The following is a 13,681-nucleotide window of genomic DNA, read 5'->3' as shown; positions in this document are numbered from 1 at the left end:
ATGGTGGCTACTGCGGGATTCGAACCTGCGACCCCATCATTATGAGTGATGTGCTCTAACCAACTGAGCTAAGTAGCCAATAATGAATTTTATGTATTCACTATTTTATCTCTAATTAAAGAGAAATAATGGTGCGGTCGGAGAGACTTGAACTCTCACACCTCTCGGCGCCAGAACCTAAATCTGGTGCGTCTACCAATTCCGCCACGACCGCAGCAAAGCTTTCCTCTCTACTAAGCAAAGAGCTTAGCGAAGAGTATATAGTTAAGAAGACTTATGGTTTGTCTAAGTAACGTTGTAATGGCTGGGCTACCTGGATTCGAACCAGGGAATGCTGGCATCAAAAGCCAGTGCCTTACCGCTTGGCGATAGCCCAACAGGATATCAATTAAGACATCTAAATAATGGTGCGGTCGGAGAGACTTGAACTCTCACACCTCTCGGCGCCAGAACCTAAATCTGGTGCGTCTACCAATTCCGCCACGACCGCAGCAAAGCTTTTACTCTAGCGAAGAGTATAGTTAAGAAGACTTATGGTTTGTCTAAGTAACGTTGTTTGTTCTTCTTTCATAAAGAAAGAATGGTGGCTACTGCGGGATTCGAACCTGCGACCCCATCATTATGAGTGATGTGCTCTAACCAACTGAGCTAAGTAGCCATCTGAGAGCGAAGTAATATAATATAATCTCGCTTCCAATGCCATTATCTTTTTAAAGATAATTACACTTTAAATTGTGGCTGGGCTACCTGGATTCGAACCAGGGAATGCTGGCATCAAAAGCCAGTGCCTTACCGCTTGGCGATAGCCCAACAATGATATCAATTAAGATATCTCAATATGGTGCGGTCGGAGAGACTTGAACTCTCACACCTCTCGGCGCCAGAACCTAAATCTGGTGCGTCTACCAATTCCGCCACGACCGCTTTACTTTCCTAAAAACTCTTTGTTGTTAAGAGACAGATGTTTAATAACAAACAGAGTGCTTAGGAAATGGTGGCTACTGCGGGATTCGAACCTGCGACCCCATCATTATGAGTGATGTGCTCTAACCAACTGAGCTAAGTAGCCATTTCCAAATTGTTGCTCATTTCGAGACGTTGCCGCTTCGTTGTGAACGGGGCGCATTATGCGGAGTTGAGCGAAACCCGTCAACTTTTTTTTTGAATAAATCGCGAATAAACATCTGTTCGGTTTCTTTTTAGGCAAAGAGGTGTATTTGTCGACAAAAAACAGGTCTAAAAGGCGATATATATAGGAAGTTAAGTTTTGGATGTGGGGCTATTTCTAAAGGGGGAAAACAAAAAGGCCAGTGAATTCACTGGCCTTTTTTCTAGATGTTTAATCAGAATTATACGTTGAAGCGGAAGTGAACTACGTCACCATCTTTAACGATGTATTCTTTGCCTTCAAGACGCCATTTACCTGCATCTTTTGCTCCGCTTTCACCGCCAAATTCGATGAAATGTTCGTAGCCAACTACTTCTGCACGGATGAAACCTTTCTCGAAGTCGGTGTGGATCTTACCAGCTGCTTGCGGTGCTGTTGCACCGATAGGAATAGTCCAAGCACGAACTTCTTTAACACCGGCAGTAAAGTAAGTTTGAAGAGTCAGTAGCTCGTAACCAGAGCGGATCACTCGGTTAAGGCCTGGTTCTTCAATACCCATGTCAGCTAGAAACTCTTCACGATCTTCATCGTCAAGCTCAGAAAGTTCAGATTCGATTGCAGCACACACAGCAACAACAACGTTGTTCTCTTTTTCTGCATATTCGCGAACGGCGTCTAGGTAAGGGTTGTTTTCAAAACCATCTTCAGCAACGTTTGCAATGTACATTGTTGGCTTAAGCGTTAGGAAGTTAAGGTAGTCGATTGCTGCTACTTCTTCTTTGCCAAGTTCAACAGTACGAGCCATACCACCTTCAGTCAGGATAGGTAGAAGCTTTTCAAGAACTGTAGTTTCAAATTTAGCGTCTTTATCTCCGCCTTTTGCTTTTTTAGCATTACGGAAGATTGCACGTTCACAGCTATCTAGATCGGCAAGAGCAAGCTCAAGGTTGATCACTTCGATATCTTCGATTGGAGATACTTTGCCTGAAACGTGAACGATGTTTTCGTTTTCAAAGCAGCGTACAACGTGACCGATAGCATCAGTTTCGCGGATGTTAGCTAGGAATTTGTTACCTAGACCTTCACCTTTAGATGCGCCAGCAACTAGGCCTGCGATATCTACGAATTCCATTGTCGTTGGAAGGATCTTCTGTGGATTAACAATTTTTGCTAATGCATCTAAGCGTAGATCTGGAACCGGAACGATACCTGTGTTTGGTTCGATCGTACAAAATGGAAAGTTTGCTGCTTCGATGCCTGCTTTAGTCAGTGCGTTAAACAGAGTTGACTTACCAACGTTTGGTAGACCAACGATGCCACATTTAAAACCCATGATATAAACCTTATTCTGCTTTGAACGTATGTAAGCGATTTTGTGCTTTTGGTAGGCCATCTTTCAATAAGATGTCTAGGCTACGAACCGATTCGTCAACGACAGCCTCGATACACTCTTGCTCTTTCGCAGGAGCTTTGCCTAATACATAACCTGCAACTTTATCTTTGTGTCCTGGATGGCCAATGCCTAATCTAAGACGATAGAATTCTTTATTGTTACCCTGCTTGCTGATGATGTCTTTCAGACCATTATGTCCACCATGACCACCACCTTTTTTAAACTTTCCAATACCTGGAGGAAGATCTAACTCATCGTGAGCGACCATGATCTCTTCTGGTTTAATTTGGTAGAACTTTGCTAAGGCAGCAACAGCTTTGCCTGACAAGTTCATAAAAGTCGTTGGGATCAGCAAGCGAAGATCTTCACCATGAACCATGATACGACCCGTTAGGCCAAAGAACTTTGGTTCGTTCTTTAGTGTTACGTTATGTACACGCGCTAATTCTTCAACTACCCAAGCACCCGCATTGTGGCGAGTTTTGGCGTATTCTGGACCTGGATTAGCCAGTCCAACGAGAAGTTTTATTTGTTGGCTCAAGGTATGGATCTCTCTTGGGATTTCAAAAAGCGCCGTATGATATCACAGTTTATGAAAAAGGTGCGAGCTAGCTGATAGCAACACGATGATTCCTGACTGTGGTGAATTGCGGCTTAATATTGGTTAGACATAAAAAAAGCACTTCATTCAATGAAGTGCTTAATATGTCTCTCTCACGAGTTTCTAAAACAAAGCTTTTCTACAACAAAGCTATAGAGCTTTGATTAGTTAAACATCGCTGAGATTGATTCTTCGTTGCTGATGCGGCGAATTGCTTCAGCAAGCATGCGAGAAAGGCTTAGCTCAGTCACTTTGCCTGTCGCAGCCATCTCTGGAGAAAGCTTGATTGAATCTGTAACAATAACTTGGTCTAGAACTGAGTTACGGATGTTTTCTGCAGCAGTACCAGAGAATACAGCATGAGTAGCGTAAGCGAATACACGCTTAGCACCGCGCTCTTTAAGCGCTTCAGCTGCTTTACACAGTGTGCCACCAGTATCGATCATGTCATCAACGATAACACAGTCACGACCTTCAACATCACCGATCAGGTTCATTACTTCAGAAACGTTAGCACGTGGACGACGCTTATCAACGATAGCGATGTCAACATCACCTAGCGCTTTAGCGGTTGCACGAGCACGTACAACACCACCAAGGTCTGGAGAAACCACTACTGGGTTTTCTAGGCCACGGTTAGCCATGTCTTCTAGAAGAACTGGAGTGCCGAAGATGTTATCAACAGGTACATCGAAGAAGCCTTGGATTTGCTCTGCGTGTAGGTCGATAGTAAGAACGCGGTCAACACCAACGTTAGAAAGGAAATCTGCAACAACTTTTGCAGTAATAGGCACACGAGCAGAACGTACACGACGATCTTGACGGGCATAACCGAAGTAAGGGATTACAGCAGTAATACGGCCAGCAGAAGCACGGCGCATTGCGTCAATCATTACCACCAATTCCATAAGGTTGTCATTGGTTGGTGCACAAGTTGATTGAATCAGGAATACATCGCTACCACGAACGTTTTCATTGATTTGAACAGCGACTTCGCCATCAGAAAAACGGTCTACAGTAGCATCGCCAAGAGAGATGTATAGACGATCAGCAATACGTTGGGCTAGTTCAGGTGTTGCGTTACCAGCAAATAGCTTCATATCAGGCACGGTGGAAACCTCGGGTTGCGTCCAGTTTTAAATAGATTGTGGGTGGGCTGATTGGTATTCAGCCAAAGTTTCTTTCAAAGGCGAAATGTTTCGTCCTCTCGCGACAAACGCGGAAACTGTGTCAGGCAGTTGCTCTAGCACCGATTCGGCTTCTTTTTTGCTGCTAAATTCAGCAAAAACGCATGAACCCGTACCAGTCAATCTCGACGGCGCGTATTGTAGCAGCCATGAAAGTTGCTTATCAACCTCTGGGTACAGCATTCGCACAATTTTTTCGCAATCGTTTACGTATTCTTGCTCTAGAAGCGTTGCTAGTGCTCGCTTCGGCGTATTTCGAGTTAATTCTGAATGTGTGAATATGTCTACAGTTGCTATGCTCACTTGAGGTTTGACAACGAGATACCATTTTTCATCCGGATTAGCGGGCTGTAGCTGTTCTCCAACCCCTTCGGCAAAGGCGGCGTGGCCTCGAACGAAGACCGGAACGTCAGCACCAAGCTGCAAACCGATTTCGGCAAGTTGATCATCAGAGAGGTTGAGTTGCCATAAATAATTAAGCGCGACCAGCACGGTTGCTGCATTTGAAGAGCCCCCACCAATGCCACCTCCCATTGGCAACACTTTCTTGAGTTCAATATCCGCACCGAAAGACGTTGAGGTATATTGCTGCAGCGCAGTAGCGGCTTTCCAGATCAAGTTGTCTTCAAGTGCTACCCCAGGAATTTCTGGTGTGATTGTTATCGAGCTAGTTTCTGAGTTTGCACTAACCGTCAGTTCATCGCCAAATTCGACAAACTGAAATAAGGTCTGAAGTTCGTGATAGCCATTGTCGCGTCGGCCAGTGATATAAAGAAATAAATTCAGTTTAGCCGGCGAAGGCCAGTGGGTTGGCGTTGTTATCATTTTTTCAGTGTCCACTTCGAAACTACAATGTTGATTTTGTTCTCGTCTTGCTTGAATGACAATCGAGTAGGGAGTGGGATTGTCTCTACCTTAGTGTTGTCTTCACTAGAGTTCTTGTTGTCTTCACCAGATAATAGTTTACTCGGCATCTCTGTATTTCGATAGTTATCAAAATTCAGTGTCCATAGTTGGTTGCTAACTTGTTTGGTGAGAGATTCAAGCGTGTTGGTGGTGTTCAATTGGTAGCTATCGGCTTGATCTGGAATGCCAAGGAACCATTGTGGTAGATGGTCAATAGGAATCTGTAATCCAGTAAGTTGCTCTACCAATACAGATGCACTTGCGTGAGTGAACACCTGATCATCATAAGTGACTACCTTGGCACCCGATGGATCAATGGTGAGGTTCAAGGCGGTTTGACCAAGGAAAGTGGTCAGTCTTAATTGACTCTGATTTGGTGAATGCTTCCAAATGAAATTTAGGCTTTGGCGTTGCTCTGGAGAAATGTAAGCGAGCTTGCCTGAGGCTTGGTAGTTTTCTATCTGTAAAAGCCGGTCTTGGTGACTTTGCCACTCGACGCTGGTCGGTTGTTCTGGGATAGAAGAGCAACCCACCATAATTATGGTCATAAAAATAAGAGACGTGATTTTACGAAGCTTGTTCATATTTGCTCACAACTTGTTCAAATTTATCTAAAAAACGTCTCAACTATAGCATTGAATTCACGAAGTCAGGAAAACAAATCCCGCTTGCTCTTTAAATAGAGCCATGCATCAAGTAAAATTCGCCCCTTGTTTCCATTCCCTGATCGAGAACTTCTGATACATGTCTTTGCTTGCCGTAGGTATCAATCACAATACAGCGTCGGTTGAATTGCGAGAAAAAGTCGCTTTTGGTCCAGATAAATTATCTGAGGCACTCAAGCAACTTAACGCAAATGCACACGTAAATGGAAGTGTCATACTTTCTACCTGTAATCGAACTGAAGTGTATTGTGACGTCAAAGGCGTGGCAAAAAACAAGCTCATCGATTGGTTGTCAGTTTTCCATCAAGTTAGCCCTGAAGAGCTAAAACCCAGCATTTATATCCATGAAGAGCAGGCCGCGATTAAACATTTAATGCGCGTAGCTTGTGGTTTGGACTCCTTGGTATTGGGTGAGCCGCAGATCTTAGGTCAGGTGAAGCAAGCTTATACGGACTCGCGAGAGAACAAATCTGTTGATGCTTCAATGGAAAAACTGTTCCAGAAATCATTTTCTGTCGCCAAGCGTGTTCGAACTGAAACTGAAATTGGCGGAAGCGCAGTGTCTGTTGCTTACGCAGCCTGTACGTTAGCTAAACACATCTTTGAGTCGATTGCCGATTCAACCGTGTTATTGGTTGGTGCGGGTGAGACGATTGAATTGGTGGCTAAACACCTTTCTGCGAATGGCTGCATTAAGATGATAGTGGCTAACCGAACTCGTGAGCGTGCTTTAGGTCTAGCTGAAGAGTTTGGTGCTGAAGTGATCAGCCTGAATGAGATTCCTGACCATTTGCATAGAGCGGATATCGTGATCAGCTCAACTGCAAGCCCGCTGCCTATTATTGGTAAGGGCATGGTAGAGACCGCACTTAAGACAAGAAAACATCAACCTATGTTGTTGGTTGATATTGCAGTTCCTCGTGATGTGGAATCTCAGGTCGGCGATCTGAATGATGCTTACCTATATTCCGTTGACGATTTGCAGTCGATCGTTGATGGCAATATTGAACAACGAAAAGTAGAAGCGATTCAAGCTGAAGCAATAGTTAGTGAAGAAAGCGCCGCGTTTATGAGTTGGATGCGTTCACTGCAAGCGGTAGACAGTATTCGTGATTACCGTAAATCGGCCAATGAAATCCGAGAAGATTTATTAAGTAAGAGTTTACAATCACTTGCCGCTGGCGGTGACCCTGAGAAAGTCTTACTTGAGCTAAGTAATAAGCTCACAAACAAATTGATCCATGCTCCAACGCGTGCACTTCAAAGTGCAGCTGAGCAAGGAGAACCTGCAAAATTAATGGTCATTAGACAGAGTTTGGGCTTAGAAAACCCTCAATAATATTCGACCTCCAACAGAATAAGACATTATGAAAGCCTCGATTCTAATAAAGCTTGAAACACTTGTTGAACGCTATGAAGAAGTTCAACATCTACTTGGTGATCCCGGTGTACTTGGGAATCAAGACAAATTCCGTGCCTTGTCAAAAGAGTATTCTCAATTAGAAGAGGTGACGGGGTGCTTCAAATCATACCAGCAAGCTCAAGAAGATTTAGAAGCTGCTGAAGAGATGGCAAATGAAGACGACGCAGAAATGCGCGAAATGGCTCAAGAAGAGATCAAAGATGCGAAAGCGAACATTGAACGTCTGACTGATGAGCTGCAAATTCTTCTGATTCCAAAAGATCCAAACGATGAGCGTAACTGTTTCTTAGAGATTCGTGCCGGTGCTGGTGGTGATGAAGCGGGTATTTTTGCGGGTAACCTTTTCCGCATGTACTCTAGATTTGCCGAGAAAAAAGGTTGGCGCGTTGAGGTGATGAGCAGCAATGTTTCAGAGCAGGGCGGCTTTAAAGAGATGATCGCTAAAATCAGTGGCGACGCTGTTTACGGCACCATGAAGTTTGAGTCTGGCGGTCACCGTGTACAACGTGTGCCTGAGACTGAATCTCAAGGTCGTGTTCATACATCAGCATGTACCGTTGCGGTTATGCCTGAGATCCCAGAAGCGGATCTACCAGAAATCAAAGCGGGCGATCTTAAGATTGATACTTTCCGTGCATCTGGCGCGGGTGGTCAGCACGTTAACACCACGGATTCAGCAATCCGTATTACTCACTTACCAACAGGTACAGTAGTAGAGTGTCAAGACGAGCGTTCTCAGCATAAAAACAAAGCGAAAGCGATGGCGGTTCTTGCAGCTCGTATCGTTCAAGCTGAAGAAGAGCGTCGTGCTGCTGCGATTTCAGATACACGTCGTAACCTATTAGGTTCTGGTGACCGTAGTGACCGTATTCGTACGTACAACTACCCTCAAGGTCGTGTTTCTGATCACCGCATCAACTTAACTATCTACCGCCTGAACGAAGTTCTGGAAGGTGATATGCAAAGCCTGCTTGATCCTGTTCTACAAGAGCACCAAGCCGATCAGCTAGCAGCACTTGCTGAGCACAACTAATTACTATGCAGTCAGCATATACGGTTGAAAGTGCTTTAAAGTCAGCAATCGTACAGCTTCAAGAGGGCGATAACACATCGCCCTCGATTGATGCTGCGGTACTGCTTTGTCACGCCTTAGATAAACCTAGATCTTACCTACTGACTTGGCCTGAGAAACATCTCACTTCAGAACAAGAATCCGAATTCCATACCCTTCTAAAACGTCGTTTAACCGGTGAGCCAGTTGCTTATATTGTTGGTGAACGTGAGTTTTGGTCACTGCCTTTAAAAGTCTCTCCTTCTACTTTAATCCCGCGTCCAGATACGGAACGTTTAGTTGAAGTGGCGTTAGACAAAACGTATGGCAAGCAAGGTGCGATTCTCGATTTAGGAACTGGAACTGGTGCGATTGCTTTGGCATTAGCGTCTGAGATGCCGAACCGACAAGTGACGGGTATTGATCTTCGCCCTGAAGCGCAGCAACTTGCGACAGAAAACGCTCAGCGATTAAATATCACTAACGCCACTTTTTTACATGGCAGTTGGTTTGAACCTTTGAACTCGGTGAATTCTGAAGAAGAAGCGGTAAAGTTCTCATTGATTGTCTCGAACCCACCTTACATTGAGAAGAATGACCCTCATTTATCTCAAGGTGATGTGCGTTTTGAACCGATCACAGCGTTAGTTGCTGAAGAGAAAGGTTTAGCTGATATTCGATACATCTCTGAAAACGCACGCGGTTTTTTAGAAAACGAAGGCTGGCTAGCATTTGAACACGGCTATGACCAAGGCTTGGCGGTACGTGAGATAATGCAACAACTGGGCTACTTGGATGTGGTTACAGAAAAAGATTACGGTGATAATGACCGAGTGACACTAGGTCGTTACTGTTCATAGGCTGCTGTTCATCATCTTGTGATCAATAGATGATTAACTGGCTAAATTGATACCTTTAACTCGACAATACACTTAACTCGATAATGCATTTAACGCGGAAATACAGAGAATTAACGCAGAAATACAGGGCATTAACGGGTATTGTTTGGCTCGTGTTAACGAAAGCACATATAAAAATATAAAGGAATACCATGTACGAAGGTTTAAAACATTTTCACCTACTAACGATTGCTATAAGCGCGCTACTTCTTTCGATTCGTTTCGCTCTGATGATGGTTAACTCACCAAAGCTTAAGCATCCTTTCTTGCAGCGTTTCCCTCATATCAATGACTCGTTGCTGCTGCTATCGGGTATTGGTTTGATTTTTATCACTGGCTTTATTCCATTTACACCAGCAGCGCCATGGTTAACCGAAAAACTAACTTGTGTTATGGCTTACATCGCACTGGGCTTCTTTGCACTTAAGTTGGGTAAAAACAAGCTATTGAGAGTTTTCTCTTTCTTTGGTGCGCTTGGCTGGTTAGCGATGGCAGGCAAAATTGCAATGACGAAGACACCAACATTTTTCGGTTAATTATCTCCTTATTTCGGTTAGTTACGTATGTACGAATTTTTTGATGAAGACTTTGACCAGCTAGAGTTAGCTGAAGGTGCATTGATCTTAAATAAAGCGATTAACCCAGAAACTCAAGACAGCTGGGCTGAGCAAGAACTGGCGAGATTGTTAAAAGACGCTGAGTTTGCTTTGGTTAATGAAACCGATGAGCAGCAGAAGTTTGAATCTTTTATTCGACTATTCTTTTACGAGTGGGGTTTTGCTGGCGATAAAGATGCGTACTTCTCTTCGGAAAACGCATTCATCGATAAAGTGCTCGAGAGAAAGAAAGGCATCCCTGTGAGTCTTGGTGCGATTTTTCTTTTTCTAGGTCGCAAGCTAGGCTTCCCTGTAGAGGGCGTCTCTTTCCCTACTCAATTCTTGCTAAAAGTGAGTTGGTACGGGCAAGCAGCCGTCTATATTAACCCTTACAACGGTGAGTATGTTGGCGTACAAACTTTACGAGCTTGGTTAATCGGCCATGATGGCCCACTCGCTAAGGTGAAAGCGGAACACTTAGAGGTTGCCGATCACCCAACGATTATTGGTAAGTGGCTAGCGTTGCTTAAGAGTGCATTATTGCGAGAAGAGCGTTATACGCTTGCATTGAAGTGTACTGATCTTGCGTTAACGTTTGTGCCGGATGATCCGTATGAAATCCGTGACCGTGGCTTTATTTATCAGCAGCTAGACTGTCATCAAGTTGCTGCAACGGATTACCAATACTTTATCGACCAATGCCCAGATGACCCTGCATCTGAGTTACTGAAATCTCAAGTGAACGTCATGAACGAAAAGACAGTGGTTGTTCACTAATTAATAATTATTTAGAGAGAATATGATGGAACAGAAAACAGTTCACATTGGTGACATGCCAATTGCTAACGACAAACCATTTACGCTATTTGCAGGCATGAACGTTCTTGAATCTCGCGATCTAGCAATGCAGATCTGTGAGCACTACGTGAAAGTAACAGAGAAGCTGGGCATCCCTTATGTATTTAAGGCGTCTTTTGATAAAGCGAACCGCAGCTCAGTTCACTCATACCGTGGTCCAGGTATGGAAGAAGGTCTTAAAATCTTCCAAGAGCTGAAAGATACCTTTGGCGTGAAGATCATCACTGATATTCACACTGAAGCACAAGCTCAGCCTGTTGCTGATGTGGTTGATGTAATCCAGCTTCCAGCGTTCCTTGCTCGTCAAACTGACCTTGTTGAAGCGATGGCTAAGACCGGTGCTGTAATCAACGTGAAGAAGCCTCAGTTCATGAGCCCAGATCAAGTGGGTAATATCGTTGATAAGTTTGCTGAGTGTGGCAACGACAACATCATTCTTTGTGAACGTGGTTCTTGCATGGGTTATGACAACTTAGTTGTTGATATGCTTGGTTTCGGTGTAATGAAAAAATCATCAAACGGCAGCCCAATCATCTTTGACGTGACTCACGCGCTTCAAATGCGTGATCCATCAGGTGCGGCCTCTGGCGGTCGTCGTGAGCAAACGGTTGAACTTGCTAAAGCAGGTCTTGCGACGGGGATTGCGGGTCTGTTTCTTGAGGCTCACCCTAACCCGGATCAAGCACGCTGTGATGGCCCATCGGCGCTACCTCTAGATAAACTAGAGCCGTTCTTGAAGCAGATGAAAGCACTTGATGACCTTATCAAAGGCTTTGAGCATATTGATATTAAATAATTGAGATGGATGTGAAGTAACGGAAACGTTATTTAACAAAAGTTGAGTTAAGAAAGCCCAGTTCCTTGAATTGGGTTTTTTTTATCTCGTAAAAGCAGCCGAACATAAATCGTTCATTTAAATCGTTGTTAACGAGGCGGGTTATTACCTAAGAAACTCGTATATGAGTATGAGGTCTGTCCTGTTTATAGTGAATTACTGATGTTCATCACACTTTATAAGTAAACGATTGCCTGTGATGCAGGGGAAGTTTGAGTGTAATCTCATAATTTTGTTACACTTAACTGCCGATCTATGCGTGACCAATTCGACATAAATATGAAATCGTCGTGTTACATCTAGAATGTTAATTTAAGATTAGTCATGTTGAAGTCTTATTGTTCGAACTCCAGGAAAGGGGTCGCAATAGATTATAAAAAGCAGTGGATTCCCCTAAAAGTTCAAAGGTATGACAATGAAGCAACGCCTTATTCTAAAGACAGCACTAAGTGCTGCAATCCTAGCTACTCTAGCTGGGTGTGCGTCTCAATCAACTCAAGATTGGAACCAAGACGAAACTTACAAGCTAACGATTCTTCACACAAACGACAACCATGGTCGTTTCTGGCAGAACAAATACGGTGAATACGGCATGTCTGCGCGTAAAACGCTTGTTGATCAACTTCGTGCTGAAGTTGAAGCAGAAGGCGGTAGCGTGTTGCTTCTATCTGGCGGTGACATCAACACTGGTGTGCCAGAGTCAGATCTTCAAGATGCAGAACCTGATTTCAAAGGTATGAATAAAATTGGTTACGATGCAATGGCATTGGGTAACCACGAGTTTGATAACTCACTAGACGTACTACAAAAACAGATCGATTGGGCTAACTTCCCAATGCTGTCTGCAAACATCTACGACAAAGCAACAGGTGAACGCAAGTTCCAAGCTTACGAGATGTTTGAAAAGCAAGGTATCAAGATTGCGGTTATCGGTCTAACAACTGAAGATACGGCAAAAATCGGTAACCCTGAGTTTATCGCTGGTATCGATTTCCGTGACCCGAAAGAAGAAGCGAAGAAGCTGATCGCTGAACTTAAAGAAACAGAGAAGCCAGACTTAATCTTCGCTGTGACTCACATGGGTCACTACGAAAACGGCCAACGTGGTGTTAACGCACCGGGTGATGTAGCACTTGCTCGTTACCTAAACGAAGGCGACCTAGACATGATCGTTGGTGGTCACTCTCAAGAGCCTGTATGTATGGAAGGCCCTAACGTTGCGAAGAAAAACTTCAAGCCGGGTGATGAGTGTAAACCAGACGTACAGAACGGTACTTACATCGTTCAAGCTCACGAGTGGGGCAAGTACGTAGGCCGTGCTGATTACGAATTCCGTAACGGCGAACTAGAGATGGTGAGCTACGATCTGGTTCCAGTTAACCTTAAGAAGAAAGTTAAGATTGACGGTAAGAAGCAACGTGTTCTTATTCAAGATGAAATCGCACAAGATCCAGAGCTACTTGAATTCCTACGTCCTTTCCAAGAGCAAGGCCAAGCACAGCTAGAAGTTCAAATCGCTGAGACAAATGGCAAGCTTGAAGGCGATCGTAACGTGGTGCGTTTCCAACAAACTAACCTAGGTCGTTTGATTGCGACTTCTCACATGGAGCGTGCACAAGCAGACTTCGCTGTGATGAACTCTGGTGGTGTTCGTGACTCAATTGAAGCGGGCAATGTCACTTACAAAGATGTACTGAAGGTACAACCTTTTGCAAACATCCTGACTTACACAGACATGACAGGTAAAGAAGTTCTAGATTACCTAAACGTTGTGGCGACGAAACCAATCGATTCTGGTGCTTACGCGCAGTTCGCTGGCATTTCAATGACAGTAGCAAACGGTGAAGTATCGAATGTCTTCATCGGTGGCAAACAGCTTCGTTTAGACGAAACATACCGTTTCACAGTGCCAAGCTTCAACGCGGCTGGTGGCGACGGTTACCCTAAACTTTCTGATCACCCTGGTTACGTGAACACAGGTTTTGTTGATGCTGAAGTACTGAAAGAATACCTAGAAGCGAACAGCCCAGTTGACGTGAACAAGTACGCACCTTCTGGTCAAATGGTTTACAAGTAATTGAACCCAGTTGATTGAGTCAATAGGTGCTAAATTAGATTGACTCTAGCACCATGATAAATTTAACTAAAGCGACGCCTCG

At 44.1% G+C, this 13,681-nt stretch carries 12 protein-coding genes and 8 tRNA genes; 7 read left to right on the top strand and 13 right to left on the bottom strand.

All coding sequences use genetic code 11. The annotated features are described in order from the left end of the window. Position 1: 1 nt before the first annotated feature. The 13 genes from AC3CHU_RS12320 to lolB all read right to left on the bottom strand — a co-directional run bounded on the left by AC3CHU_RS12320 (position 2) and on the right by lolB (position 5,779). Positions 2-78 (bottom strand) — tRNA-Met (locus AC3CHU_RS12320). A gap of 51 nt (positions 79-129) precedes the next feature. Next, positions 130-214: transfer RNA gene (locus AC3CHU_RS12315), tRNA-Leu, on the bottom strand. An 87-nt stretch (positions 215-301) separates the two neighbouring features. Then, positions 302-376: transfer RNA gene (locus AC3CHU_RS12310), tRNA-Gln, on the bottom strand. A 29-nt stretch (positions 377-405) separates the two neighbouring features. Next, positions 406-490, bottom strand: a tRNA-Leu gene (locus tag AC3CHU_RS12305). Positions 491-581: 91 nt separating this feature from the next. Continuing rightward, positions 582-658 (bottom strand) — tRNA-Met (locus AC3CHU_RS12300). A gap of 77 nt (positions 659-735) precedes the next feature. Continuing rightward, a tRNA-Gln gene (locus tag AC3CHU_RS12295) sits at positions 736-810 on the bottom strand. A gap of 29 nt (positions 811-839) precedes the next feature. Beyond that, a tRNA-Leu gene (locus tag AC3CHU_RS12290) sits at positions 840-924 on the bottom strand. 68 nt (positions 925-992) lie between these two features. After that, positions 993-1,069: transfer RNA gene (locus tag AC3CHU_RS12285), tRNA-Met, on the bottom strand. A gap of 280 nt (positions 1,070-1,349) precedes the next feature. Further along, a complete protein-coding gene (gene ychF / locus AC3CHU_RS12280) occupies positions 1,350-2,441 on the bottom strand; it encodes a redox-regulated ATPase YchF (RefSeq protein ID WP_026012356.1) in 1,092 nt (363 codons plus the stop codon). Between the two features lie 10 nt (positions 2,442-2,451). Beyond that, positions 2,452-3,042: an aminoacyl-tRNA hydrolase gene (gene pth / locus AC3CHU_RS12275; protein WP_010439162.1), complete on the bottom strand. Its 591-nt coding sequence runs from the start codon at positions 3,040-3,042 to the stop codon at positions 2,452-2,454. Between the two features lie 224 nt (positions 3,043-3,266). Continuing rightward, a complete protein-coding gene (locus AC3CHU_RS12270) occupies positions 3,267-4,211 on the bottom strand; it encodes a ribose-phosphate pyrophosphokinase (protein ID WP_012603389.1) in 945 nt (314 codons plus the stop codon). A 27-nt stretch (positions 4,212-4,238) separates the two neighbouring features. Further along, entirely contained in the window at positions 4,239-5,114 is an 876-nt protein-coding gene (gene ispE, locus AC3CHU_RS12265) for a 4-(cytidine 5'-diphospho)-2-C-methyl-D-erythritol kinase (RefSeq protein WP_004736233.1), read from the bottom strand. Continuing rightward, complete coding sequence (gene lolB / locus AC3CHU_RS12260; protein WP_054542530.1) at positions 5,111-5,779, bottom strand: lipoprotein insertase outer membrane protein LolB; 669 nt, start codon at positions 5,777-5,779, stop codon at positions 5,111-5,113. Before lolB ends, ispE begins: the two co-directional genes overlap by 4 nt. A gap of 160 nt (positions 5,780-5,939) precedes the next feature. Between lolB and hemA the strand changes: the two genes are divergently transcribed. The 7 genes from hemA (at position 5,940) to ushA (ending at position 13,599) form a co-directional block, all read left to right on the top strand. Beyond that, positions 5,940-7,199 (top strand): glutamyl-tRNA reductase, encoded by a 1,260-nt coding sequence (gene hemA, locus AC3CHU_RS12255; protein ID WP_488524636.1) that lies wholly within the window; start codon positions 5,940-5,942, stop codon positions 7,197-7,199. A 28-nt stretch (positions 7,200-7,227) separates the two neighbouring features. Further along, on the top strand, positions 7,228-8,316 hold the full coding sequence (gene prfA, locus AC3CHU_RS12250) for a peptide chain release factor 1 (protein ID WP_004736236.1): 1,089 nt from the start codon (positions 7,228-7,230) through the stop codon (positions 8,314-8,316). Positions 8,317-8,321: 5 nt separating this feature from the next. Further along, positions 8,322-9,194 carry a peptide chain release factor N(5)-glutamine methyltransferase gene (prmC, locus tag AC3CHU_RS12245; RefSeq protein ID WP_488524635.1) on the top strand — a complete coding sequence of 291 codons (873 nt, stop codon included), beginning with the start codon at positions 8,322-8,324 and terminating at the stop codon, positions 9,192-9,194. 191 nt (positions 9,195-9,385) lie between these two features. Then, positions 9,386-9,769: a SirB2 family protein gene (locus AC3CHU_RS12240; RefSeq protein ID WP_004736238.1), complete on the top strand. Its 384-nt coding sequence runs from the start codon at positions 9,386-9,388 to the stop codon at positions 9,767-9,769. Between the two features lie 27 nt (positions 9,770-9,796). Beyond that, entirely contained in the window at positions 9,797-10,606 is an 810-nt protein-coding gene (locus AC3CHU_RS12235; RefSeq protein WP_017084479.1) for a SirB1 family protein, read from the top strand. Between the two features lie 22 nt (positions 10,607-10,628). Further along, complete coding sequence (kdsA, locus tag AC3CHU_RS12230) at positions 10,629-11,483, top strand: 3-deoxy-8-phosphooctulonate synthase (protein WP_186733011.1); 855 nt, start codon at positions 10,629-10,631, stop codon at positions 11,481-11,483. A 454-nt stretch (positions 11,484-11,937) separates the two neighbouring features. Beyond that, entirely contained in the window at positions 11,938-13,599 is a 1,662-nt protein-coding gene (gene ushA / locus AC3CHU_RS12225) for a bifunctional UDP-sugar hydrolase/5'-nucleotidase UshA (protein WP_102550805.1), read from the top strand. Positions 13,600-13,681 lie beyond the last annotated feature (82 nt).

This window comes from Vibrio sp. QJM3NY_39 (assembly GCF_057785895.1).
This window is presented reverse-complemented; position numbering and strand designations above follow the sequence as displayed.